Genomic DNA, 26,484 nt, shown 5'->3' with positions numbered 1-26,484 from the left:
CGCGCGTCAGTGCGGCAAAACAAAAAGCACCGGTTTTGCCCTTGACGAATATCTGTGCGCCAGAGTGAACGCAGGTTGAGGTATTGCGGGGTATCGGTTGAGTACGCGGTACTGCCGCCTGTGTGTGCAGGTCATCCCCACCGGCTAAAAACCAGCCTCGATATCGTCAAGTTCTCCTTTTTCAATCTAAAAATGCAGTGTCAGATTCACTGAGTGGTGAAGCAGGCCTGAGCCTGGCAGAGTTGTGTTTCCCTTTAGTTGCGGCGTCACTTTCAGCGGTAAACCGGCAAAAAGTGACGCCTTAAATCCGCAAACGGTCAGCAAAAGTCGTGCAAGCGTTGAAATGCCAGCAAGCACAGCAAAACGCCGCAAGGTTAAGTATCAATCGGTAGCGATGAGTTAATTGTTTAGGTGTAGAAAGTAATCTGCTGAATATTTCAAACAGGGATAATAGAAGCATGAACGGGATGCGTGAAAGACATCCGGTTGTTTATTGAAGATCAATGAAAATGTGATCTGGTACTGATATGAAAAGTAAGTGCATAAGCTAACATCCAACACACTTCGGTAACAAGATAAAAACACCTATTGGGTGTATTTTTCAGTTCAAGAAACCTTCATCACCAGACAAGGGGTTTATGTCTGACAATATCTGCTTCCAAAGGTGGGCAGATGTACCGCAATCTTGCTCTCCCTTTCAGGCTACGGGAATTTTGTTTCGCCACCCTAAGGCGATCCTGACAGGCGATGGATCTTTGATAACAATTAAATACTTTATCGGTTGTAACGAGTAGGGGCAAATTTTTATTTGATATGAAATTGAGAAAAAACGATAGGGATAATCTAGGTAACAGCTCTTCCTACCGCTTTCAAAGTAAATTTTCTTATTGAGGTCTGTTTGAGGTCTGTGATTCCCTTATACTTATCTGCTATGCAGCCATTCGTTCTCCATTAAAGGAGACATATGTCCTCCTATCCAATTAATTAACCGTGCATTTAGTCGGCTGGCAAAAGTATGTTGTATTAAGGGAGGTGTTAGCAAATCTTTCTGTGTTATTACATAGCTAACTGGACAGCTCAAGTTAGTTATACGTGGTGGTGGCGGAGCAAGTAATAACTGCACTGGCTCACTTGGTGCTAAAGGAACAGATTGGCCTAAAAGTGTGAGGAAGCGTTCAGGTTTATGTAAGTGGATACGACCACTACTTATATCCAACCTACAAATTTCTGATAACGCCTCTTGTCCACTCTCTTGATAGCTTTCAAAAGCACTGCCACCTTGGCTAGTCAGCGCACTCAATAACCATAAATGGCTAACCTTTTCTCCCAATCGTGCTGCCAGGCATTGTGCTAGATATCCTCCGAAACTGTGACCAATAATTTCTATTGGTTTATTAAAAGTCGAGGCAAGCATTTCTGCTTCATCTAACCAATATTGGAGGTCACACTCTGATTGGTCTCTAATATCATCTACATCTTCCCCAATCAAATTTGGAGACCAAACACCACGACGTAAAAAAAAACCTGAAATCAGAATACGTGCAGTCATAGTGTAGTTACCCCACTTTGTGTCCGTTTCATCGCATTTACAGTACGTTGTAGTATCATGGTGAGCAAACAAAGCCCAGCCAGACTAAGAAAAAGTATCTGGTGGTTGCCAAGATCCAACATTAAACCACCATACAATGGAGCAACGGCACTACCCAGTAGGTAGAGGTTAGCGGCACCAAAATAGCTCCCACGTAACGCATTTGGGGTTATCTGATCCACTTCAACACTGAAGGTAGGGAATACTACCAATTCCCCCAGACTAAGGATAATCGTTGCTATAGCGAGCATATAAAATTGTGTAACAGGAGCAAAAGCGAATAACAGCTGTGCCAGTAACATCATTAATAGTCCTGTTATTAGCCTAACTCCAGTCGAATAACGTTGTAACAGACGTAATAAGGGAAACTGAGCGATAATAATAGTCAGAGCATTAATCGCAATCAGGGTAGCAATCAACGACATAACATTTGGTACATGACTACGAGTGAGATATTGGACCAATGTGGAATCAAAGCTGGCATATACTAAGGCTGCTAACATATTACAAAGCATCAACAAAGCAAAAAGTCGATGACGGATCATTTGTCCGCAGGCGGCAAAAAACGTAGAAGATGTGGTACTAGTTTGCTTTGGTGTAGTACTTCGCCATACGGTATAGTGCAGTGAGCGCCATAGTAACAGACCATAAATAAAATAGATTGAGGCAGTGATTAAAAAGGTTAAGCCTTGTTTGTCAACACCTAAGGTCACCCCAAATAATGGGCCTACCGCAGCGCCGGCATTGATAGCGTAATAACGGCAATAGAGTGCCAGCTCACGCGAAGCCTTATCATTAATACGATCTCCTATCAATGCCTTGCAGCTGGATTCAAGTAGAGCACAACCGATACTGACACCAGCAATACCAATGCCATACAGTGCGGGGTTATTACCATAGCTTAGCAAGACAAAAGCCAGTGCACTCAATGTGGTTCCACAAAGTATAAGGCGTTTGCGACCAAAACGATCTGATAACCAACCAGTATAGACGCCGCTGATTGCACCAAAGATGATAGCTATGGAGAGTAAGGCACCAATGGTAGTTGCAGAGAAGTTGAACTGGCGGTACAAGATCACTGCTAAAAAAGGCCAGATCATAAAATAGGCTCCCCGCGTTAGCAGGGTGCCTACCAACATCAAATGAATTTCTGCAGGTAGAGCACGAAAACGTGCCAAGGTAAAGGTTTTACTCTGCATCGGATCACCATGTCTTATCTGCCAGGACGCCACCACGCAAAGTTCCTGCGTCTACACTATGAAACAAAGGCAAAAAACTTGTGGGTAATGGACGAGTAAATTCACTGCTAAGCCAACAACGCAACAAGCAACGATCATGTTTTTCATCATTTTCAAAACAAGTGCGAGCATGTAATGTAATGTGGTTATTGACCATTACCAACATTCCTTTACTGAAGTTCAGTTCAGCGTAATGACCAGGCTGTTCAACAATTGAATCCATATCTGTTAACATCTGTTTGATTTCTTGTGACTGCTCTATGCCATGGCGAACTACTGAGTCGTTAAATTTACGTATATAACGTAAAACGAATTGATCATGATTTTCACTCAATAGCGGCAAAGCAATCCAAGATTGATCACCTTCATCACGCAAATCATGAGGAATGGGCTTTTTTAGGTGAGAAAGCCAAGTAAACTGGCGTTGTTCTGCTTGCAATACTACATCGGCAGAAGAACGAATGCGAAAAGCACCTCCGCGAGCAGCAGGGCTCCAACAACCCAGCACAGTGATATCTGCCCTATCAGAATGAAAAGCGAGCTCTTGATTAGTTAAGTGTCCACGTTGTGGCATATTAAGACTATCGCGTACACCATGATCACGAACTTCTTTTAAGTAATGTCCTTGTTTGTTAATTGAAACTGGAATACCAAACCAAAGGCAAAACTTATTAAACAATGCTCGAAATGGCTCAGCCGATAGAGATTTGAGCATTGGGGAATCATGCACTACTACACCACTTTCCAACTCAAGTTCTCGATGCAAATTACGACGCAATATATCATCGCTTTTATCAGGTTGATAGCCTTCCGCCATTGCGCTAAGCAGAGCTTCCAGCGACTGATTAAAACGAGCCGAACGTTCAAACACGATATTTCCTCGCCAGGCAATCGGGCGCGGGTAGGAAGAAAAACTCATAAATTCACCTCATATTCTTGTTGCCAAAGGGAAAGCGTAGTTAGAGTAAAAAGTTGAGTATTATCCGCCGTTTCTATATATGCAGGCGTTAAATTCACCAGACCGATATTGCGTAATGTCTCGCAGTGTTCCTGCAGATAATGACGCATTTCCTGTACTGCTTTAGGCCAATAGGCGAAGGGTAATCGGAAGTGCTGCTTAGGTTTCCATTGCCAGTTTGGTAGCCGTTTCTTGAGTAAATTACATAGTGGGGCTTTAGTTATACCATCCACAAGGCGTGTAGAACGACTTGCCAGCATACCGAGTCCAGCATGTAAATAAGGTGTCCGAGCTTCAATTGTGCGTGACATCAGGAGATGATCAGCTCGACGCAGCAGAGGCTCCAAAGAGTAATGCAGATCGAAATAGTCAATAGCTGCTTCATACCCTTTCTTTAGGGCTGAATGAGAAATTTCTTCAATTTGATCATTCAATTCAGAAGCAATTTTAGAAGAAAATAACTTTGCTTTGTTTTGGTAGTCGCCGAACCAAATGCGAGCAAAGCTGCCTGCATCATGTATCTTTGATTGTTGTAGGTCAAGGTGGCGAGGATAGCCCCAGAACAACTCGTCAGCACCCTCCCCCAACAATACACAGTGGTATCCTGCATCCCCGACTGCATCCGCTAATTGTTGATACATCATCAGGCTAGACATACGGGTTGCTGTACCAAAGTTTTTTACCGCCTTTCGCAACACAGGCATAAAAGCGGCTTGTTCCAGATAAATCCGATGCAAATTGGGTTGTTGGTGCACTGACTCCTCGGCACTTTCTAAGGCCAAAGTGAATTTAGCTATATCAGGCTTCATCCAGGTATTAAGCAGAGTTGAGTCTATCCCTCCACTGAGTAACAGTGCTGATGGACGAAATGTCGCTTTACAATGGCTGATAGCCTCACCTAATGTTTCTTCAATTGAATGCGATGATGGTTCAGTTTGAGGAGAAAAATGCTGGCGTTGAATCAACTGTGCTTGCCCTTTGCTAAGCGTAAATCTTAACTGCTCCCCGGGGGCGACAAGGCGTATACCGGAAAATAAACTTTCGCCTTCTAAAGTAACCCCTGTTGCCACAGCCTGAGCTATCGCAGCGATATTTGGTGCACACTCACCCAACAAAGTCAGTATCGGTGTAAGCTCGGATGAAAATATCAGCCGTCCACGATCTGCTTGATAAAAATAGTAGAGAGGTTTGATGCCGTAACTATCACGTTGTAGTGTCAATGAAGCACTATGCGGTTGCCATAATGCCAGCGCAAACATTCCATCTGGCAGTATTCCTTTTTTTATTCCCTCACAAAGCAAGCGAACTTCATCCACAATTCCCACATTTGGAGAGTAAACTTCACCATTATATGCGGCATAAGTTTCTCCATATTTCACTGGTATTGGTAGTGAGGCTGCACTAGACATTGGCAGGCGTGTCATTCCTAATGCACCTGCAGGCAAGTCAACAAATCCATTACCATAAGGACCTCGATGATGAAGATCCTGAAGTGCTTGACGAAAACGAGCACCATCAAACCCTGGTCCAATATCACCCAAAATGCCACACATTATGATACTCCCTGGGTAATAAGTTCAGTAATAGCGCATCGGTCGTGTTTACCGGCACCATTTAGTGGGAGTTTTTTATTGAGGCAAAAAACAGAACGCGGGGCACGGGATATACCTAAATGCTGCTGTAACCAAATTAGCAGAACACTTTCTTGCCCAAGTTCTCCTTGAATAACCGCGATGTAATCTTCACCATAAATATCACAGTGCACTTTCAGACAACATACATCTATCACATCACTACGGGTATTTAACAATTGTTCACATTCGTTAAGGTGGAACAGATTTCCCCCTTTATTTACCGTTCCATCCACGCGACCCAGCACATAAAACCCACCCTGCTCATCGAAATAGGCTATATCTTGGGTATCCAACCAGCCATCATGTACCATTTGTGCCGTTAGCTCAGGCTGATTTACATATCCTGAAAACAGACTGGGTGTTTTCACCCATAATCGCCCGCGAAAACCAGGTTGGGTAATTTCATGGCCCTGTTCATCAGTCAAACGTAGTGTCAGGCCAACAGCAGGTCCTACCGTATTGTCAAATCTATTTCTATTTAAGCGACCAAATAAAAAGGCAAAGCCACACTCACTCAATCCATAAATGTTCGCTAGCGGAGCAAAATTACGCTGAAATTCATCTTGTAAACCAGCATCCAAGCGAGCTGAACCAGACACGCACAATAAGCGGGATAATGGAAAAGGAACCGTGAGCGGAACCCCTTCCTTAACCATAAAATTGACAATGGGTGGAACCATATAGAGAAAACTGATATTGAATCGTTCTACTAGCGACCAAAATTGTATGCAGTCAGACCAGCAATGTTGCGGAAGTAGTACTACACTGCCACCATATAGTAAGGGAAACAGGAAGTTGATACCAAGTATCCCTAATCCGCTAACTCGATAAAAGCAGCCGGCACGAGTATGTTCTCCTATCTTTAAGCAGCGCTGACCAATGGCATAAGCGCTCACCATAGCTTGCTGACTGAGAACGATACCTTTAGGTTTACCTGTAGTTCCTGAGGTAAAAATAATCATTCTGCTATTTGCGGCTGCGTGCTCATCAAACATCTCAACAGAATCGGATGAAAAGTCAGGAATAAATTGCAATGTGGCAAACTCATCCTGAATAGGGACAGCACTTACCAATATCTGTAGCACCATCTCATCAATAATTGCCTGTTTTGCTGTAATACCCCATTCAGGATCGATTAGGACCAAATCTTTTCCTGAACGGATAACGCCATAAATCATACACAGGCAGTTATAGCTGTTGTCCAGTATCACACCAATGCCTTTGCCAGGTAAATCCGCAAACTGCCAAGCCAAAGCATCGACAAGCATATTGGTTTCTTTCCATCGATATTCAATAGCTGATTCGGGTTTTAAGGCATCAATCAACAGAGATTGCTGTGGCGAACTAAGGGCTTTCTTACGGAGTGTAGTATCCAGCGTGATAGGCAGATATTCCATCTGTCCTCCTAGCGCTTTACCGCAGTAAAAGCATGGATATCAAAGTTAACAGCAATCGGATTGACACCGCCAATTGTCATGACATTTTCCATAAATTCATGAGCGTAAGCCTTCCCACCTTCCAGTTCAATATAGCGAGTCACGTAGCTAGTTGACAAAAAAAACAAGGCTATTTCTTCCGCAGAAAGGAAAATAATATTGGCAAACACCTCACGTTGTGCGTTATGCAGGTGTGGACAGTTACGCATCAGTTCGAACGTATCATCATATTGTGTCAGACGGGGATCTCGGTGTTTTGCCCAGCGCGAGATCAACTCTTTTTCGATATAATCGCGCAATGGCCCATAAACCATTGGAAAATCATATTTATAGGCGCAAAAAAGCCCTCCGGATTTTAACCACTTTTGTAAATTCATTAACACTACTTGACGATCCATCCAGTAAAATGAGGTTGCACTGGTTATCAGGTCATAATTGCGTGGCGGAGAAAAAGTTTCTGCTGGAGATACGCTAAACGTTATATCAGGATAGCTATGACACGCTCGCTCAATAAGAGCATCACCAAGATCACATCCTTGAACATAAACAAAATACTCTTTCAGACGAATGGTAGAAACCCCATTACCGCAGCCAATATCCAATGCAGCTTCATTTGAAGGTGCTCGGACAGAGAGTGAACGATATAACTCATCGGGGTAGGTGATCTTTCCTCTTACGACATCATAAGATCCTGCATTTTTATTAAATTGTTTCACTGTGTTATCTCCAATAAACTTTCATGGTAATCGCCTTTATGAACAAAGTTAATATAGGTGCCACAACCGCGAATAAAGCGATAGGAGTGAGCCACACCCGCTGGGATAAAAACACTGGCTGGGCTATGTATATGACGAATATCACCCCCAAGATCGACTTCCACCTCTAGGCCGATATAGTCCTGACCATCTCCTAAGAACAAGAATACGGAGTCACAATTATGAGTGTGGCTATCAACATGACCTATCTCTGCAGACTCATCAGCGCCTATCATCGAAAATTGGCGGGCAATAAAATAGTAGGGAGACCCATCTATCAACCGTTTATCCAACATCACAAAACGTTTTCCTGGACCGTGGCGGTGATACTTAAGTTCTGTTGAAGATTTTTCCAACGGAACCAGAAAAAGGTCTTGTTCTTGTAAGGGAGTAAAATGCTCCAGAGAGATGTGTCCCTTGATGAGTTTTGGATCAAAAATGCTGTAAGCAGCACTGTCTTTCTGCATAGCAAGTTGGTGCAAGCGGGCAACATGTACAAACGCATTTTTACCTACAACCGGTTGCATTGGAGACATGGGTATTCGGCTATACGCTTCTACTAATTCAGAAAGCGCCAAAATTCGGGAAATATCAAAACGATTTTGTTCAAAACGTGTAGCAAGCAGCGTAATCAATTGGAAAGTATCAGTGATACCTGCACGTTCACCTATGCCATTGCAACTCGTAGAGATCCATTCAACTCCCGCTTCAATCGCTTTTAACGTGTTAGCTAGCGCGAGTCCTCTATCGTTATGAACATGATATTCAAGAACAATATCAGGAAACTCATAGCGTAATAGCGATAACACATCAAAAGTTTCATCAGGTAGTAGAATACCTACACTATCAGCGAAACAAATACGATTAGCACCTGCTTCACGAGCAGTTATAATCATACTGACCAAGTCAGGGACTGCAGTACGCCCGGCATCTTCAATGGTTGCCCTAACTAACAACCCTTGTTCACGGGCATATCGGATAGAAGAACCAAACATGGCTAACAACTCTGCGCGGCTCTTACCTTTAAACTTCGTTGCCATTGAAATTTCATTAATAGAGGCGAACAATCCAACCCAATGAGCCCCAGTTTGTAACACGGCATCGATATCTTCCAAACGAGCTCTGGCGTGAGCTAACACTGGCACAGGTGAGGTTGCTACCACAGCTTGAACACGTTCTGCTTCTTTCGACGAAATAAAAGGATGTCCACACTCAATCGTATCTACCCCTAATGCTGCTATTTCTCGGGAAAGTAATACCGACTGTTCAGTAGTAAAACAACACTGGCGAGTTTGCATGCCTTCTCTCAAGGTGCAATCAATAATACGTATCATGTAGGGTGCTCCATACTTCTGACCAAGGTTTCAAAACAAGGTGCAGCCTGAAAATCCATAATTTTTGGTGCATGATTAAATTGTCGAGCAAAGCGTGCTAGAAAAGTCACCATTTTCATTGAATGATTTAATAGTTCCTTGAGGGATTCATCAATATTGGCTTCTGAAATCTCTCTATCAGGGAAAATAATTTTTAGATTATCAATTACCCATACTTTCATATTTGCCTCACATTAGTCTTTGATATTCGTTCTCTTCAACAAACACTATTGGCATGCCTATACGCAATTGACCGCTGATATTCATGTAACTCCCATGCGGGGTTTTTGCAGGCCATACCGAGATATCTCCTGCTTGAAGTGATACATCCTTTAGTTCTTCCTGAGAAATTCGGTTTTTTTCGAGGTCTATACACTTAAACATGGGATAATTTAGATCGAACTCATGCGGATAAACCACATCAGTATCGGGCAGATAAAACATACCTCCGTTCTCTTTAAATGCCGGGGTCAAAGCTACCCAGAACGTCCAAGCGGTATTAAAGGGTTTTTCCCACAATGCAATGTCCTGATGTAGAGGAATAAACGATTCATCAGCATGACGTTTAATAAAAGCTGCATGACGTAACAAACGAGGGTTATCAAGGTACTGACTTACGATTTTCGTCAGCCCGGAATCATAACACCATGCCTGCCAGAATTGCGGGTCATGATTAGAGATGTTACGGATTTTTTTTGCATAACGCAGTTTATCATCACCAATATCAAACTCTGGCTCTAGCCCTGCAGACGGAGAATCGGATTGTGCAAGAATCCAGTCCAGCGCCAGTTTTTGAAAATCGGGTGAAATTGCCTGCTTATGAAATATCATGAAAAGGTAACCTCTTGAGTTAGTTGGATAAGGTAAGAAATCACGTTACTCTCTTTCATCACCTCATGGTGACATACGGAGGCATCGAATTGATGGATATTCTGGATCAACAAATGCCAGTCAATGTTTACGTTGATATTATTTCGAGTGCAACGTATCCACCATGCTTGTTGCAAGGCTGGTTTTGGTTGCCATTGGCTGAATAGGCTAATGTTATTTAGAATGACAGGTAACTTTATTTCATTAAGCTCCTGCATCAAGGAAAGCCAGTCTTGTATATCTGTTGTTAGCCAGTGCTGGTACTGTTCGTCGATAGGCATTTCACGTAACGAAGACGAAGGCAAATGGCTGTCCACCATAACTAAGCGGGCAGTAGGGAAATTGCGTTGGCAGAGTTCATATCCCAGAGCACCACCGAACGAATAGCCAATAATCCAAGTCGGCTTATATTTCAATCCATCAGCGATAAGATCAGCCAGTTCAGAAAGATCTTCTTTCATAGCTAATGTGTGATAATTAACGCTTTCCACCTGTTCAGGCAGATGGGAAAGCAGGGACTGAAAACAACTGGGATGTCCGATGAAATCAGGAAGCAAAAGTATCATCAGGTCAGCTCCTCCACCAAGGTACTGTGTAAAGCATTGCTAAATGTTTCTCCCCAGCGGGTTGTCAGCTTAACGTGCCAGAATCCTGGTTCTCCATGAGTGACAGTTATGGTGATAGGTTTCCTGCTACGAAATTCAGGATGATGCTGAAATCCTTCCATTACTATTGGTGTATCTATGAAGTTGATCATCACGATAGCATCACGATAATTAAGCTCACACAGAGAAGTAATTTCCTCCTGGGGTAGCTGTGCGTGCTCTAGCCACGACAAACGTAGCTGGTCAAACTCTGTGACTTCATAGCGAGCATCCAGCAGTATCGGTAACAGATTGACATAACATCCACTGCCCGTATTTCGCCGCCCTATACGGCGCAAAGTAACCGGGGTTATTGCTAATTGAGGACCATTAATATTCAGCTTAGCCAATGTCCGTGATAGGGACAGAATCATACGGGTAAACATTTGTGGCTCATCGTGTAATGTAAAGCTCATCAATGAGCTATCGGGTAACAACTCCCATGTCGGAGGCATGACCAGTGTGCTGAAAAGCGCTTTTTGATTACACCAGAAAGTTTGTAGCCGTTCTCGGTGTACTATGATTTGTTGTTCTAAGACCCAAATTTGTTGAATAAAATCCAGGTCCGGCTCTGGCCATGCTGCGGTCTTTAACCAAACATGTACCCGAGAAAGTAATGTCTGAACAAAGTCAACATCCGCAATCAGGTGATGCAGCCATATTCCCCACCGCATATCCTTACCACAACGTGCATATACGACCCTCAGCATTCCTCTTTTAAACACAGAGTGAGGGTACTGTAATTGTTCGCGAATAAAAGCCTGAGCATCTGCATACTGCACAGATTCCTGATATTCAGGTTCAGCATTATATGGTGAGGTAAAAAGGCGTAATTCGAGTCCACTATCTCCCCACTCCACCGCACTATTGAGAAGTGGAAAAGTTCTATATAGACCTTCGATCAAATTTTTTAGTTTGGAAGGTTCTGAAGGGACAGAGTCTGGTGCCAGGTAGAACAATCCGAATTGTGAACAGTCTCCGGAAATAATCTCACTCAGTACCATTGCATTAAGCCAGCAAGGAAGTGACAAAATGCAGGAACTATCACTATAAGAGGTAAGCAGCTGTTCTTTTTCTTGCTGTAGCCAGGAACGTTCCTCTTGATCTAACTGTTGCCACTGACCATAAATAATCAGCCGATTACCAAATGGTAAGCAATAAATTTGCCGCTGAGAGAACTTCTCAAAGATTTCATTCATAGTACCAGAACCCCCTCAGGAATAGGATTCTGTAATGTATTGACATCAATTCCCTTGTGGGTTAACAGGGAAGCAAAATCAGCAAGAGTCGCATGCTGATAAAGCTCCTGGAGGGAAAGTGCCACATCAGAATAGTATTGATAACAAGTAGCCAGTAAGCGCAAAGCATGTAATGAATTACCGCCTGATTCAAAAAAATTGTGTGTTGGAGAGATAATTGGGTAGCCCAGCAATTCTGACCACCAAATGGCACAAGCTGCTTCTTGCTGGCTCATTTCCATAGCTGATGATTGTGATTGTAATGCTTGCCATTGCGAAAAAAGCGCTCGACGATCCACTTTTCCATGCTGAGTCAAAGGTAGTGAACGGACACAAAACCAAAAGGACGGACGTTCCCAAGAAGGAAATTTCAGCATAGCTTGACGAGCTGGACGATCATCTTCTGCTTGTAGTGCGGCTATCAGCTGTTTACTACCATGATATTGCTGCACCAATAATGAACAATCTTCTACTCCCGGAATATTGCGCAGTCTATTTTCTATTTCACTTAAATTAATGCGGTAGCCATTAATTTTTATTTGACTGTCCGCTCGACCAATAAAATGTAGATTTCCCTCTTCATCATAATATGCAAGATCACCTGTACGATAAGCTCGTTGGGATATTCCCTGCCAAGTAATAGTAACAAAGGCTTGTGCTGTACGTTCTGGATCACCGAAATATCCCAATGCTAATCCTTCCCCAATAGCATATATTTCACCACTGACACTGGGTGCAGTTATATGTTCACCTTGCAAATCGCAAAGTAATACCTGCGTGCCGTTGATTGCCTGTCCGATAGGGATATCATGCCCCGTTAAATCCTTAGCCCGAATTATGTGGCAACAAGTAAACGTGGTATTCTCAGTTGGACCATAGCCATTTACAAAATTGATTTTTGGGTGAGCATTAAATGCCTTACGTACATGAGAAATTGATAAAATATCTCCCCCAGTTAGTACAGTATGTAACCCATGTAGACATTGAATATCAGTATCAACGAGAGTATTAAAAAGGGCTGTAGTCAGCCACAAAGTATTGACGCCATAATAATGTATAGCTTTTTGTAGAGCCTGTGGGGTCAGTATTTTTTCTTGATGGACGATACAAGTGCCACCATTGAGCAATGCTCCCCAGATTTCCAGAGTAGCAGCATCGAAAGATAAAGGGGAATGAAAGAGAAATATTGGACGAGAATCAAAGTCGAGAAATTTTTGTTGGCGACAAAGACGGATAATACCCGCATGAGCACAAACAATTGCTTTTGGTTCACCCGTACTACCGGATGAAAAATTAACATAAGCCGCCTGATGAGTTAGTACATTGGGAAAAGTACTCGGAACAAAGTAACTATCACTCTTAATCCTCACAGGAAACAATGTAATACCGTTAGGTATATTTGTAGGGTAATTGCCTGTAGAATAGAGCATTATATGGCAATCTAGTCGGCTAAGTTGCTGTTCAATCCAAGTTTTTGGTTGATTTAAATCAACATAAACATAGTAATTTCCGGAAAGTACGATTGCCAATAAAGCAACAACAGTTCTGACGTTATGAGGACCTGCAACAGCAATGCACCCCCCTCTACCTCGCTGGATATTCGCCAAATGCACGCAGAGCTGGCTTGCCGCAGCATATAACTGCAAATAGCTTAAGGATTCTGTTTCATCAATAACAGCCGGTGAATTCCCATAAAGATCAACAATATGGGGTATTATAAAATTTATTGATTTATAATTATCCATTTTCTCAGTGACAATATAGTTTAATCTTTTTAGCCCGGAAAAAATCTTAATTAAAACTAAAGAGACAATCCATATAATAAGAGCTGGTTAATTAAACAAATTTTAAATAAATGTTATTATTTTTGTTAATAACATGTTATTTAAATGATTTTATACGTGCATAGAGAATGCCATGAACTGCATATTTGGAACTGCAGTGGCACAAAACTAATGACCAGCCAGAAAAAGTTTCTCGCTTAATCGGGTAATAACCATTTTGACTGATGACGTCACTGACGCGCTGCGCTTGTCTTCTCCGAGTTACCGGGCTAATACATTAACCCGGTAACTCGGAGAGCTGAAAAACACCTGCCAGAAAAAATTCTTATTTAACCCACCCTATTAAAGAATTAGTGATAAAACTGTTCACCTATTCACCTTTAAATATTTTTATTTAAATTCATAATGTTAAATGGTGATAACCTGAAATCAAACTCATCATTACTCTTCAACTCCCCCTTCACCTCAAACTTGAAAAAATGGTGAACAGGGTTGAATACTTGCGAACAGTTTTAAAATAACTATCAACCCTATAATAGATTGATATATCTGGTTTAAATGACAGAGTGAATAATGGTGAACACTTTTTTATATTTCTTTGAAAAATGTCTGTATAAGAAAAAACTATTCTTCTGGCTGGTCATTCCTTGTCAGTTTTGGCAGCCATTCATTAGCTGTGTCGACATTGAGGTTCATATTGCTGCGAATACCGTATTTGCTTTTCTTGCGCAGGTAATGCAGCCCATACTCTGCCAGTGCGCCCGGCATATCCATGCCAAAACGCGTGACGGAAACAGGTTTATTCAGGTTATTGCCTTTCATATAAGCAAGGTAGGCATGATAAAGGTATTTGCGAGGATTGAACGGCATAATTTCCGCATTGCCGATTAACAGGCCATCAGCTTCATCGGACGCAATCAGATGGCCGCAGAAATCGACCAGTGGATCGGTGCCGCGTTTGATATCCAGCGCTTCTTCTGATTTTTGTTGCTCTGTCAGTAAATGCCTTGCGGTTTGTGGGTCAGCGAACCGATGCAGCAAATGTCGGATAATCACAGGCAATTCTGCCGAAATTTTATCCCGCAGGAGTGGATCGCGTTCATTTTCCGGTACGACTTCGGAAAAGTTGAAGATTACCCGACGCCGCGACACACCACCACTGCGATCACTGAAACTCATGGCGTTATTGTTCACTGCCAGCACGACAGCAGGAATACGAGTTGAATAGGGTTGTTTGTGCTTCGGGTCAATGGCAACTTCATCGCCACCTGTAATGGCCTTGATACCGGAGCCATCACCGACATAGCGAGTCTGGTCTGGCAGGATAATCAACGAATAGCCAACAATCAACGCCCGTTCCCGTGGGTTTTCCAGTGCGGCCATACTCGCAGAAACGGCATTGCCTTTGCCTGCCAGCATAGCGCAAATTTCAGCAAAGATGCTTTTGCCACTGCCTCCGGCACCAGTGACTTCCAGAAAAAGCTGCCAATCGTAGCGATTCGCCAGCACCATAAACAGTGCTGCCAATACACGATTAAATTTGTTTTCACAATGGGCTGTTGCCCGATTCAGCCAGTGCCAGAACTGTGGCGCATGGTTTTTCAGGGTTTCCCCTGAAATGGGGGAATTGAATTCAACGTCATTAGCAAGTAGCAGCCAGTCACTTTTACGATGCGACCGGAACTGGCAGGTTTTCAGGTCAAACACGCCATTATTGAACCCGATTAAGTGGCGCTTTGGCGGTTGCATCATGGGAAGCTGTAATTTCAGGGCATCCACGGCAGAGCTAATACCATGCGGTGAGTACGGCTGCTTTTCTTCCATAAAGGCCGCCACCATTTCCCGCTTTAAATCACGGTCACTGACCGGACGCCAGACAATACCATCATAGTGATGAACGCTTTCCGAAGCGCCATCCAGTGCCAAATTGCCGTCATAACGTGCCAGTAACACTTCCCCACGCTGACTGGCTCCCATCTGGCATAATATCAACTTTGAAGGCTCGGCATCATTGGGCTGAGTAGTTGCTTTTTTCTTGGTTGATATTGGTTGATAAAGTCCCTGAGAAAAGGCCAGCTTTGCCATTTCCACACCGTGTTGCTGGCGATAATCGTCCCAATCAGCTTTATACTCTGTAGGTGGCAATGTGACCCAACCATTAACCACAAGGGCAGCTTTTTCTGCCGAGATCTTGCCGATATTCACTTTTGGTTTACCGTTCTTATTCAGTTCGCCGAGGCTGTGCCAGTCATTATCAGCAGCAAAAATGATTTTCGTGTCAAACCATCGTTCCCGAACTGATTGAGCGACAGAGAGCAAATTACCTGTATCCAGTGCCGCCAGAACAGTACCTTTATAGAGTTGGTTAACTGTGAGCGCAGTGGCATAACCTTCGGTAATGATTACTGTATCGGAATACTCTTCTAGCTTTGCTAAGGCAATAAATGCACCTTTCTTCTGGCTACCAGAGAGTAATTTTTTCTCGCCATTAGGCTTAATGATCTGTGCGCCTGTTACTTTTTTATCCAATTTTGTCAGTGTCAACACTATCGAATTATCGGACAGCAGCCGCTGATCAGGGCAATGCAACCCTTTTGCGGTCAGGTAGGGAGATTGCCCGGCGACAGTTTGCGCCATCAGTCCCGTCACTCTTTCAGCAATCGACTGTGTTGTTTGAATGCTTTCCCTAGTTGGCTTGGGTTCTGGCAAAGGTAATGCCAGCGTATCCGCAATAATTTTTGCTGCTTCAAGAATCGAGATCCCTTTGGTTTTTGCCACTAAATCCAGCCCATCACCATAGTTTGGGGTGTCACATTGGCGACAATGCCAGTTGCCATGATGATGGTCGTCAATAAAGTGAAAACGGTCAGTACCACCGCAGACAGGGCAAGCGCCATGTTTCCCCTTTGCAGGAATGTCGATGCCGCATGCAGGCAGCAGATTTTCCCAATGGTACATGGCTGAGCTTTTCACGGTCTGAATCAGAACGAGCGATTTTTGTCCATCTGTTTTATCTGAAGATGTAAATTTAGGGTGAGTTTGGTTATGCTGTGTATCAGCCATTATCGTTATCTCTCAACGGTTATTGGTCAGACGCCCTGTATGTGTTGCGAGCACTACGGGGCGTTGTTTTATTTGGTTACTAAAATTAAAATGGTCATTACCATGTAATTTAAAATATCTTTGGGTAATTACCATGTCAACACAAAAAGAAAAACGATCTCCACAATACCAAATGAGATTAACGGAAGAATTCAGACAACAACTTGAAAAACAAGCAAAAACCGATGGTGATGCTTCCCTTGCTACATGGATCAAGCGCATACTCCGTAAAGAACTCCAATCGCGTGGTATTGAACCCAAAGGTTGAACCAACCGACAGTTAGTCAGGAGGATAGCTCCCATACCGCTATCCTTTTTTCGTTTAAATAACAATTGCAAGATTTGTCTATCTCTCAATGAATGGATTACCCGCATCGTGAACTGATGCACCAAAATTCAGTCAGTACGCTATCAGGAACGGGATTCAGCAATACGCTGATCAACCCAACCATCAATTTCTGATTCAATAAATGCAACCGAACGAGGGCCAATTTTGACTTGCTTCGGAAATTTATCTTCTTTAATGAGCCTGTAGATCCATGCCTTGCTGTAGCCCGTTCTGCGCTGAACTTCTGGCAGGCGAATGAGACTTTCTTTAGATGTTGTCATTGTTGGCATGTATACCCCCTGTAATCGAGCCCTTGAAATGCCCTAGTGGACGTTATTTGACGACAGAGGGATTATTTAAAAATTCAGATTAATTGAAAGCGTAAACTCTTTAACCAATTCGTAAAATTAATTGTTGTCTATTGACTGTATAAAAAGCAACCTTGTGTGCCACGGGCACAGCAGCCTAAAAAAACACCATGTATATAGCTGTGAGGGTAAATTTAACCAAATGAAAAATAAGGAAAATGTATGATGGGTCAGGGTATAGGATTTTTAGTGGATTACACACTGTATTAAAAATAGTCTTTGTTGTCCTGGGCAACAAAGTTTAAAAAAACACCTTTTGTATAAAGGTTAATCAAAAGAAAGATAATATAACTCATTGACAAGGTAGAATATGGAATTCTTACCTGCTTATGCACTGCATAAAAAACAGTCTATGCTGGCACTGCCAGCAAAGGTTAAAAAAACATCATATGATGATTGCCATAACAAAGGGTAGGATGCGGAGTTTTTAGCTGGCTATATATTGTGTGAAAAGTAGACTTTGTTGGCACTGCCAACAAAGTCTAAAAAATCATCATGAACTCAATACGTTCTGAACATTAATCCATGTTATTTCCGGCGTTTTTTCGCAAAATCATACGGTGTGATATGTTTTTCCCGGTTTGCATCCAGATAATCCGCCCACCATTGCACCATCAGTCTCCGTTCATCCAGATGTTTAGAGGTGTGAATATAGGCGGCTCTGACATTTTTTCTTTCCACATGACTTAACTGGCGTTCAATGGCATCATCATTCCATAATCCTGATTCTCCCATTGCACCACGTGCCATTGTTCGGAATCCATGCCCGCAAACATCGGTTTTGGTATCGTATCCCATGCCACGAAGGGCATTATTAACCGTGCTTTCACTCATGACCTTTTGTGGATCGTGATCGTTAGGGAACATGACTTCACAGTCACCGCTCAGTTCGCGTAATGATTTGAACAAAATGACAGCCTGACGACTCAAAGGCACAATATGCTCCGTTTTCATTTTCATGCCCCGTTCGGAGAATTTAACGCCTTCAATGGCTTTTCTTGTGGCAGGGATTTTCCAGACAGCATTTTCAAGGTCGAGTTCTTCCCAACGGGCAAATCTTAGTTCACTGGAACGGACAAAGGTTAATAATGTCAGTTCTACCGCAATACGTGTGATTAAACGCCCGTGATAGTGCGAAAGTCGGTTCAAAAATTCGGGTAAATGTTCATGAGGCAGGGCGGGATGATGTTTGGCCTTGACGGTGGAAAGTGCGCCAGCCATATCATTAGCCGGATTGGAATCAAGGATATCATTCTGAACGGCATAACGCATGATGGAAGTGACACGTTGCTGTAATCGCTGGGCAATATCATGTTTTCCATCAGCATCAACGGTTTTGATCGGCGCTAAAAGTTGGCTTGTCCGTAAAGAGGAAATATCAAGCTTGCCAATATGCGGGAATATATAATGTTCAAGGCTGCGTAGAATGCGGTTGCCGTGATCTTCACTCCAACGTTTATTGCTGGCGTGCCAGTCACGGGCGACTTTTTCAAAGGTATATTTTCCCTTTGATGTTGCGTGCGCTTCTTTTTTCTCTGCTTTAGGATCAATCCCCTGAGCAATTAATCTCTTGGCTTCATCACGTTTAGTACGGGCATCAGACAGAGAAATGGTAGGATAGACACCGAAAGCCAGACGATCTTCTTTTTTATCGGTAGGGCGGTAATATTTCATACGCCAGTATTTTGAGCCGCGAGCAGTGACTTCTAAATAGAGGCCGCCACCATCAGCGAGTTTGTAGGTTTTTTCTTTAGGTTTTGCTGTTTCGATGAGTCGTGCGTTTAGTTTCATTATAGGGGCATATTTAAAATAGAAGTGTAGGTGCCCCTGATTATGCCCCGCCGTGCATGTTGATTGCAATAGACTAGAGTAGACATAAAAAGAAAAGACCTGATTGATTTATCAGGACTTTCTAAGAGTTGGTTTACTAGTATATACGTTAGTAAACTTATGTTTGGTGCCCAGGGCGGGACTTGAACCCGCACAGCCTTAAGGCCGAGGGATTTTAAATTCATTGTTATTTACAATTAAATCAATAAATTAAATTATTTTTGCCTAATATAAATCATTGTTAATCCCTTTAAAAACCAAACAGTTACATATAATCACTATTGATAATTAGGAATAAATAGAGCATAAAATAAACATTGTGCCCTAATTACTACTAATCATTTCTATTTCTTATTAGTGGGACGAAGATCTCAATAATTTAGGATATATAGTTGAAAAAACCTACTAGTATTTTACTAAATAGAGCTGAATACAGAAAATTCAAATAAACATATTTATACAAGTAGTGACATGTATAGTAAACGGAGCATATATGGACAATAATAAATTGGTTTCGATTATAATTCCAGCATACAACGCTCAAACTTGTATAAGTAGAGCAATTAATAGTGTGATAAATCAAACCTATAAAAATATCGAAATCATCATCATTAATGATGGATCAATGGATAAGACAATAGATATTTGTAAGGATTATGCTAAAAATTACAAAAATATTAAATACGTATCACAGGAAAATAAAGGGGTATCCTCAGCCAGAAATAAAGGTCTTTATTTATCCACTGGTTATTATATTTGTTTTCTTGATAGTGATGATACGTATGAACCTTCTTTCATAGAAAGATTAATAGAGAAAATGGAATTAAATAACAGTGATTTCTCTTATTGTTTATTTAACAAACTACATAAAGACCGAAAATTAGAGGCATCAAAATCATACCAAAACTCCCATAACATTACATTAGATTTTTTAAATTTTGATTATTTTGATATATGTTGCTTATTGATAAGAAATAATTTCCTAAAGGAAAAAAGAATAACTTTTGATGAAAAGCTCCCTATTGGAGAAGATGTCCTTTTTATTCTGGAATGTATTTGCCATGGTTCTTATTCTTATGTACCAATGCATTTATATAACTATATATATAGAAATGAATCCATAATGAACAAAAAATGGGTAACTAATGATTACTTAAAAGAAATAGAGGCATGGGAAAAAATAAATATAACCCTAAATGACCTGTATAGTCATAAAGACAAACTTGATGTTTTAAAAAAAACCAAAGCAAAGATGTTAAGTCTACAGATACAATTTATGTGGAAGCTACTAGCATCGGGAATGTATAACGAACTAAAAAATTATTCCTCTGAGTTCAGTTATGAGAAAGATGTTCTAATTTTAACAAAAAAACCAAAAAAAATGAGATTTAGATTAAAATTAATTTTATCAAAAAATAGATTTATTTGGTCTATTTCAAGGATGTTATTAACTCAGAGAAAAAACACCATATCTAACTAAGTAAAATCTTATAAATTTCAAAATAATCAATAATATATAAGGCCTGAACAAACAGGCCATTACATTATGATTCAAAACGATTTCATCACCTGATTCATTACTTTCAGAACCTATTTTGTCATTTTCACAAATAGAGTAAACTAATATACTACAGCCACTTAATCTGTGTGGTCGTAAGTTATCCTATTTTGACAATACCACTTCGACCATTATTTGTGCCCCATCTTGCCATCTTAATGTCGAAGGTGGTATAAATTCAATTCTCCCCCACCATCCAGCCGGCCATTGTGTAATAAACACTCTCTGATTAACAGGTACTTCTAATGGCATCCATTGACCATTATCAAGTTTAATATAAACTAAACAACCTGCTATATTTTCAGAACATACCATATCTCCGCTGTCTTGTACCCAACCATACCAAACCGTTTTTTCTTGAGTTCGACGAGTGCCAACATCTTTTTGTAGATACCTACCATCACTCTCTCCTTTGGTATAACTTTCTCCCCTCAGTGCATAATTACCAACTGGTTGGTAGTTTCCATGGGGTTGATATCTTCTGTCAGATTCCCCTTTCGTGTAACTCTCTCCACGAATGGCGTAATTACCTGCTGGGGCATAATTCCCTTTTAACTGATACCGATAATCTGATTCCGATTTCGTATAACTTTCGCCTTCCGGGGCGTAGCTGCCCGCAGGCGCATAATTGCCTCTCGGTTGGTACTTGCCATCACTTTCGTTCTTTGAATAGCTATAGCCCCCTGCCTGATAACTCCCTTTTGGTTGATACCGGCTGTCAGATTCTCCTTTCGTGTAACTCTCACCTTTCACCGCATAATTTCCAGCAGGGGCATAATTACCTTTCGGCTGAAAACGAGTATCTGACTCCTCTTTACTATAGGCATCCACATCAGCGGCAGTCAGATCAGCTTTTAATTCTACCCAGGCATTTCCCGCTTTTGGTTCTTCTTTGTTATTCTCAATGCAGGATTGCCAGAGCTTTTGCTTATGGTAAACCAACCCGCGTAGAGGATAAGGTTGAGCATCACTGTTCCATTGCGCTGCACCGAAAGTCTGCATCTCCCCCACCGCTTCCGTAATATCGTGAAAAATGCCATTCATCTTTTCACGTTCAATATTCATTGCGGTGGGATCTTCGTTTGGATCAAGCCCGTATCCACTACCATAACCTTGTACATACGAAACAGCACCATCTGCCTGAGCTTCATCAGGAATAGAAACTCTATCTCCCTGTGCTGCAAAAGGAACTTTAAATGTTTTTGTCATGAGGTTAAGCTCCGAAGTGACTGTTGAAAAAATTGGCATGTGAATAGCCAAAGCCAAAGATATTACTGACACCATTTTCAACTTGATTTAATGTGGCAGTATATTCTTCCCTGATTGTGGTATCAGGAAGTACATCATCTTCTTTCGTCGTCTTATCCGATTTATTATTTTGAATATTCATGTATAACCCTCATTTAATCAACAAAATACATTGCTAAGTAATATGAAGGCGGTAGGTCATCTCCGCCTATAAACATCAGTAATTAGGTTTATCAATACGGAAAAGTCTATTTGGACACTTTTCAATGAATAGCTTAGAGATTTATTACGTCATTTTTTATATCATGAGAACGATACGTTAGACTAAGAAAAGAATTAATAAAGTTTATTTAGCGAACAATAATTAATAAAAGATGATAAAAAGTTTTTAGGTAAGTAACTTACCAATACAATTCATATGTCCCTCTTTAAAAGACAACCCTAAAGAGGGCATAGCTTTATTTTGACAAAACCACTTGATCCATTATTTGCGCACCATCCTGCCACTTCAAGGTAGAAGGTGGTATAAATTCAATTCGTCCCCACCAACCTCCCGGCCATTGAGTGGAGAACACTCTTTGATTAACAGGAACTTCTAACGCTAACCATTGACCCGACGTAGTTCTGACATAAACTAAGCAACCCGCTATACTTTCTGAACATGCCATATTCCCTCGATCTTGTACTCTACCATTCCAAACTACTCGTTCTTGAGTTCGGCGAGTCCCTGAATCTTTTTGCAAGTACCGACTATCAGATTCTCCCTTTGTATAACACTCCCCCCTGATCGCATAATTCCCCGCAGGCTGATAACTTCCGGTTGGTTGGTAGTTACCAGCTGGTTGATAATTACCACGCGGTTGGTACTTCGCATCCGCCTCACCTTTGGTATAACTTTCCCCGCGAACGGCGTAATTACCTGCAGGCTGATAACTACCTTTAGGTTGGTACTTATTGTCCGATTCCGGTCTGGTGTAACTTTCCCCTTTCATGGCGTAGTTCCCGGTAGGGGCATAGTTGCCTTTTGGCTGGAAACGTCCATCACTCTCATCTTTCGAATAGCTATACCCGGCAGTCAGATAATTCCCCATCGGCTGGTATTTCACATCTGATTCTGACTTAAGATAACTCTCCCCTTTCAGCGAGTAATTACCTGTAGGTTGGTAGTTGCCTTTCGGCTGAAAACGGGTATCGGACTCTTCCTTGCTATAGCTGTGCCCTGCAGGTGTATAGTTCCCCAATGGCTGGAAGCGCTGATTAGCCTCTTCTTTGTTGTACGCCCCCACTTCACCTGCAGTCAAATCGGCTTTTAACTCAATCCAGGCATTACCAGCAGTTGGCTCTTCCTTGTTATTCTCAATCCGTGACTGCCACAGCTTTTGCTTATGGTAGACCAGCCCACGTAACGGGTAAGGCTGTGCCTCTACTGTCCATTGCGCCGCGCCAAAGGTCTGCATCTCTCCCACCGCTTCGGTGATATCGTGGAAAATGCCATTCATTTTCTCGCGTTCGATATCTTTCGCTGCTGGATCGGTATTCTGATCACGTTCGTAATCGTAGCCGTAACCTTGTGTATAAGAAACTGCGCCGTCTGGCTGGACTTCATTAGGAATAGCAACCTTGTCCCCTTGCGCCGCAAAGGGAGTTTTAAAGATTTTTGTCATATTAAGCTCCGAAGTTACTGCTTAAGTAGTTGGTGTGTTTTTTGCCAAAGCCAAAGGCTTTTTTGGTGACAACGCGGTATTTGACACCCACGCCAGAAGGACGTGGCATCAGGTCAAAGTTTTCCAACAACACCCGCAAGTTTTCATCAGGGTTGAAGTTGAAGACGTAATACATATAGGTCATGTCGAGCGGATCGAGTACAAACACTTTACTGTCATCACGCCAGAAAAAACGCGCCAGAAACGTGTTGATATTGACAACCGTAGGGCTTTGCGTCAGGTTAAAATAACGCATACGAATGATTAGGCGCTTCTGGCTGGTGGTTAGCATCAGGGTGTAATCGGCATTACGCCGGAAATTCCCCTTAAAGTTGCGTTTCTTGCCGAAACCCAAGCCGATTTTGGTTTTGTCACTGGGTGCCACATCAATACCCAAAGATACATCCAGGATACGCGCCCAGACGGCCAACCCGAAATCGTTAGCGGTGTCGATATTGAAGACATTGCGATACCAGTTGCGCCAGAACGCGACATTACTCTGCTCAAAATACGCGGCTTTGCGGTGTGCCAGTGTGTTGAGTTTCGGCGCATTTTCGTATTGCCAGAGGATGGCGCGCAGCAGGTCAGAATGAAAATCCAATTGTTGTATCTTCATACGATCACCACCTGTACTGAGCCCCGATGCAGCCGTGCTACTTCATTGAGTTTGATGGGGATCGTCCCTATCAACCAGTTCTGACCCTCGGTTGACAGCTCCACCTTGGTGATAAAGAGCCGGGGTTCAATGCTGTTGATCGCGGCAGAGATTTCAAACGGCGACACTTCACGCCCGACCACCAGCCCGCTATCACCTTCCAGCTCTCCCCGTACCCACCGCTCAATAGCGGCAGGAATAATACTTTGTGCATCCATCGTGGATTTTTTCACGGTAACACGACAGAAGGTAATTTTTTCCGTTGGACGGTCAAAGCGGATCTCATACTCCTGACCACTCACGCGTTCGGTCACGGTGACGATTTCCTTGCCGTTATAGGCTGCACCGATGGTTTTGGTCCGCAATAAGGCCCGGGCAATTTCTTCACGGTCACCCCCTTCCACGCAGACATAGACGCTATGAGGCAACAATTTAATGCCATCAACCGTGATGATTTGAGGGGAATAGTTTTCACGAAATGACAACGAATTCACCCCCTCCAGTTCGTACAGCGACGAGGTGATCGCCTCACCCACGCTGACGGTATTTTTTGCCAGCGTCTGTTTGCGCCGCTGTCGCGCGCTGATATCGGATTCAGCTTCCCGCCCCACCACCGCATGGGTAGGATTGCTGACGGTTTCCCAACCCAGAATAGAACTGACCACCCGTTCAAGGTGGCCGGCCTTACATTCAATTGCGCCGAACAAGACCGCCCGCATATCGCCGGTGGTTTTACCCTCTTTACCGATAATCAGGGTACTGATGGTTTCAAACCGTACACCGGTGACTGATTCCGCCTGCGCCCCTTTGGGGATAACAGTATCGGGCACACCACCAAATTCAACATTGGACAGGTAAGAACGGGTGGCCGCAAAGCGACTGCCACCCATCAACGCCCAAATCGCATCCAGAAATATTCCGCCCGCGATATCGGGGTTAATCTGGTTGGCCAGCTCGGCATTGTTACGCACCATCGCGTCACGGTTTTCGGTTTCCATCGTCACCAGTACACCCTGTGGGGTTTCCGGTGACAGATCGATGTCCTGCCCGAACGCTGCGCGAAAATCGGCTTCCACGGCGTCGCGCAAGTCTGCCGTATCCGGCACAATCACGCCCTGTCGGGTAATATAGTGATAATCAGCCATTGAGGGTAAAACTCCCGTAAGTTGAGCGGATCACGGCAACGTAACGCAGTTCGTCATCCGCCATTTCAGCCTGAAAGGAAACAACCTCATCTACCCCGTCCACCTCACGCATCCGCTCACGGAACGCCGCTTCAAACATCGGAATATCCGCGTGACGCCCGAAGGTGGTTTTCCAGTAAGGGATGCCCTTATCCACCTTGTGCAGCATCTCGCCCCGTAATGCACGGGCATAGTGGATACACAGGTTTTTAACCGCCTGTTCACCTTGGCAAAGCGACAGATTGCCGTCATCGCCCAGCATTAAATCGTTATTGTCATCCACAGAAAACGTGATCATAGTGGCGTCCCCGTATTGCCATCACCGGTTCGTACCCCGCTGTGTTGATGGGTATCCCCGATATTGTGGCCGTTATGCCGCATTGTGCCGCCATAAGAATCGCTGTTACCGTTGACCGCATGGTTACCATTGATGGTGACATTGCCAGTGAATATCGTTTCAGGCGCGTTGATCTCGAATTTCGGCGTGTCCAGTACGGCTTTATCGCTGTGAAGAGAAAGGCAAACGCGGCCGTCCAGCGACTGGATAACCAGCGCATCCAGATTTTTGCCATCAATGACCCAGCCTTTTATCGTGTCAGGAAAAAACATCGCATCGCTGAACGAATGGAGCCGGGCGGTGTTGGGCTGATCTTCCTGTCCACCGCGCTGGAATATCAGGCTGATATCACGGTCATTGGCTTTCAGCCAGCCAAAATCCCCAGGTTTAAGCGGCACACGTAGAAAGAAACCGCCCCCGCCAAAACGAAACACCGGAATGTTATGCACCGGCGCACGAGATATCGTTTGGCCCTCCGTGGTCGCCATCATCACCAGCGGTTTGATGACGGCACGGTTGGTCGCCTCGTCATAACTGACGACGGTGGCAGGCAGCATATCTTCGACATTGAGCAGTAGGTTACGGAATGCCGCCATAAACTGCCCGGCGAGACTGCCTTCGCTCGCCATATCGCTATTGGGTTGATTGTTCAT

24 protein-coding genes are annotated in these 26,484 nt (G+C 43.1%); 2 read left to right on the top strand and 22 right to left on the bottom strand.

The genetic code is table 11. The features are described 5' to 3' along the window. Window positions 1-922 precede the first annotated feature (922 nt). The 13 genes from WDV74_RS07400 to WDV74_RS07340 all read right to left on the bottom strand — a co-directional run bounded on the left by WDV74_RS07400 (window position 923) and on the right by WDV74_RS07340 (window position 16,581). A complete protein-coding gene (locus tag WDV74_RS07400) occupies window positions 923-1,549 on the bottom strand; it encodes an alpha/beta hydrolase (protein ID WP_338885344.1) in 627 nt (208 codons plus the stop codon). Next, window positions 1,546-2,823, bottom strand: coding sequence for an MFS transporter (locus WDV74_RS07395; RefSeq protein WP_338885343.1), 1,278 nt, complete (start codon window positions 2,821-2,823; stop codon window positions 1,546-1,548). The genes WDV74_RS07400 and WDV74_RS07395 overlap by 4 nt, the downstream gene beginning before the upstream one ends. Beyond that, window positions 2,792-3,745, bottom strand: a complete 954-nt coding sequence (locus WDV74_RS07390; protein ID WP_273559846.1) for a TauD/TfdA family dioxygenase — start codon at window positions 3,743-3,745, stop codon at window positions 2,792-2,794. Before WDV74_RS07390 ends, WDV74_RS07395 begins: the two co-directional genes overlap by 32 nt. Further along, window positions 3,742-5,337 (bottom strand): asparagine synthetase B, encoded by a 1,596-nt coding sequence (locus tag WDV74_RS07385; RefSeq protein WP_338885341.1) that lies wholly within the window; start codon window positions 5,335-5,337, stop codon window positions 3,742-3,744. The genes WDV74_RS07390 and WDV74_RS07385 overlap by 4 nt, the downstream gene beginning before the upstream one ends. Then, window positions 5,337-6,815: an AMP-binding protein gene (locus WDV74_RS07380; RefSeq protein WP_338885339.1), complete on the bottom strand. Its 1,479-nt coding sequence runs from the start codon at window positions 6,813-6,815 to the stop codon at window positions 5,337-5,339. The genes WDV74_RS07385 and WDV74_RS07380 overlap by 1 nt, the downstream gene beginning before the upstream one ends. A gap of 8 nt (window positions 6,816-6,823) precedes the next feature. Next, window positions 6,824-7,570, bottom strand: a complete 747-nt coding sequence (locus WDV74_RS07375; protein WP_338885338.1) for a class I SAM-dependent methyltransferase — start codon at window positions 7,568-7,570, stop codon at window positions 6,824-6,826. Beyond that, complete coding sequence (locus WDV74_RS07370) at window positions 7,567-8,943, bottom strand: hypothetical protein (RefSeq protein WP_338885336.1); 1,377 nt, start codon at window positions 8,941-8,943, stop codon at window positions 7,567-7,569. Before WDV74_RS07370 ends, WDV74_RS07375 begins: the two co-directional genes overlap by 4 nt. Next, window positions 8,940-9,164: a hypothetical protein gene (locus tag WDV74_RS07365; protein WP_189760454.1), complete on the bottom strand. Its 225-nt coding sequence runs from the start codon at window positions 9,162-9,164 to the stop codon at window positions 8,940-8,942. The genes WDV74_RS07370 and WDV74_RS07365 overlap by 4 nt, the downstream gene beginning before the upstream one ends. Window positions 9,165-9,171: 7 nt before the next feature. Then, window positions 9,172-9,813, bottom strand: coding sequence for a phytanoyl-CoA dioxygenase family protein (locus WDV74_RS07360; protein WP_338805081.1), 642 nt, complete (start codon window positions 9,811-9,813; stop codon window positions 9,172-9,174). After that, window positions 9,810-10,418 (bottom strand): thioesterase domain-containing protein, encoded by a 609-nt coding sequence (locus WDV74_RS07355; RefSeq protein WP_338805080.1) that lies wholly within the window; start codon window positions 10,416-10,418, stop codon window positions 9,810-9,812. The genes WDV74_RS07360 and WDV74_RS07355 overlap by 4 nt, the downstream gene beginning before the upstream one ends. After that, the gene (locus WDV74_RS07350; protein ID WP_338885334.1) at window positions 10,418-11,695 is read right to left on the bottom strand and encodes a hypothetical protein; all 1,278 of its coding nucleotides are present in this window, start codon (window positions 11,693-11,695) and stop codon (window positions 10,418-10,420) included. Before WDV74_RS07350 ends, WDV74_RS07355 begins: the two co-directional genes overlap by 1 nt. Then, complete coding sequence (locus WDV74_RS07345; RefSeq protein ID WP_338885333.1) at window positions 11,692-13,479, bottom strand: non-ribosomal peptide synthetase; 1,788 nt, start codon at window positions 13,477-13,479, stop codon at window positions 11,692-11,694. The genes WDV74_RS07350 and WDV74_RS07345 overlap by 4 nt, the downstream gene beginning before the upstream one ends. Window positions 13,480-14,142: 663 nt before the next feature. Continuing rightward, a complete protein-coding gene (locus WDV74_RS07340) occupies window positions 14,143-16,581 on the bottom strand; it encodes a DUF5906 domain-containing protein (protein WP_338885332.1) in 2,439 nt (812 codons plus the stop codon). 133 nt (window positions 16,582-16,714) lie between these two features. Here WDV74_RS07340 and WDV74_RS07335 point away from each other — a divergent pair, with 133 nt between their 5' ends. Beyond that, complete coding sequence (locus WDV74_RS07335; RefSeq protein ID WP_197056425.1) at window positions 16,715-16,888, top strand: hypothetical protein; 174 nt, start codon at window positions 16,715-16,717, stop codon at window positions 16,886-16,888. A gap of 143 nt (window positions 16,889-17,031) precedes the next feature. Here the strand turns inward: WDV74_RS07335 and WDV74_RS07330 are convergent, their stop codons facing one another. Together WDV74_RS07330 and WDV74_RS07325 are read right to left on the bottom strand one after the other, a co-directional pair. Further along, window positions 17,032-17,238: an AlpA family transcriptional regulator gene (locus WDV74_RS07330; RefSeq protein ID WP_047685675.1), complete on the bottom strand. Its 207-nt coding sequence runs from the start codon at window positions 17,236-17,238 to the stop codon at window positions 17,032-17,034. Between the two features lie 606 nt (window positions 17,239-17,844). After that, entirely contained in the window at window positions 17,845-19,107 is a 1,263-nt protein-coding gene (locus tag WDV74_RS07325) for an integrase arm-type DNA-binding domain-containing protein (protein ID WP_338885331.1), read from the bottom strand. Between the two features lie 532 nt (window positions 19,108-19,639). On the opposite strand from WDV74_RS07325, the gene WDV74_RS07320 reads away from it, so the two are divergent. Continuing rightward, a complete protein-coding gene (locus WDV74_RS07320) occupies window positions 19,640-20,626 on the top strand; it encodes a glycosyltransferase family 2 protein (protein ID WP_338885330.1) in 987 nt (328 codons plus the stop codon). Window positions 20,627-20,809: 183 nt separating this feature from the next. Here WDV74_RS07320 and WDV74_RS07315 read toward each other — a convergent pair whose 3' ends face one another. From WDV74_RS07315 to WDV74_RS07285, 7 genes are all read right to left on the bottom strand, one after another. Beyond that, window positions 20,810-21,913: a hypothetical protein gene (locus WDV74_RS07315; RefSeq protein ID WP_338885329.1), complete on the bottom strand. Its 1,104-nt coding sequence runs from the start codon at window positions 21,911-21,913 to the stop codon at window positions 20,810-20,812. Window positions 21,914-21,917: 4 nt separating this feature from the next. Continuing rightward, complete coding sequence (locus tag WDV74_RS07310; protein WP_338885328.1) at window positions 21,918-22,094, bottom strand: hypothetical protein; 177 nt, start codon at window positions 22,092-22,094, stop codon at window positions 21,918-21,920. A gap of 316 nt (window positions 22,095-22,410) precedes the next feature. Continuing rightward, on the bottom strand, window positions 22,411-23,616 hold the full coding sequence (locus WDV74_RS07305; RefSeq protein ID WP_338885327.1) for a hypothetical protein: 1,206 nt from the start codon (window positions 23,614-23,616) through the stop codon (window positions 22,411-22,413). A gap of 1 nt (window position 23,617) precedes the next feature. Continuing rightward, window positions 23,618-24,271: a DUF2612 domain-containing protein gene (locus WDV74_RS07300; RefSeq protein ID WP_338885326.1), complete on the bottom strand. Its 654-nt coding sequence runs from the start codon at window positions 24,269-24,271 to the stop codon at window positions 23,618-23,620. Further along, entirely contained in the window at window positions 24,268-25,455 is a 1,188-nt protein-coding gene (locus tag WDV74_RS07295; RefSeq protein WP_338885325.1) for a baseplate J/gp47 family protein, read from the bottom strand. Before WDV74_RS07295 ends, WDV74_RS07300 begins: the two co-directional genes overlap by 4 nt. Next, window positions 25,448-25,792, bottom strand: coding sequence for a hypothetical protein (locus tag WDV74_RS07290; protein ID WP_338885324.1), 345 nt, complete (start codon window positions 25,790-25,792; stop codon window positions 25,448-25,450). The genes WDV74_RS07295 and WDV74_RS07290 overlap by 8 nt, the downstream gene beginning before the upstream one ends. Further along, complete coding sequence (locus tag WDV74_RS07285) at window positions 25,789-26,484, bottom strand: Gp138 family membrane-puncturing spike protein (protein WP_338885323.1); 696 nt, start codon at window positions 26,482-26,484, stop codon at window positions 25,789-25,791. Before WDV74_RS07285 ends, WDV74_RS07290 begins: the two co-directional genes overlap by 4 nt.

The organism is Xenorhabdus sp. TH1 (assembly GCF_037260955.1).
GTDB lineage: Bacteria > Pseudomonadota > Gammaproteobacteria > Enterobacterales > Enterobacteriaceae > Xenorhabdus > Xenorhabdus griffiniae.
This window is presented reverse-complemented; position numbering and strand designations above follow the sequence as displayed.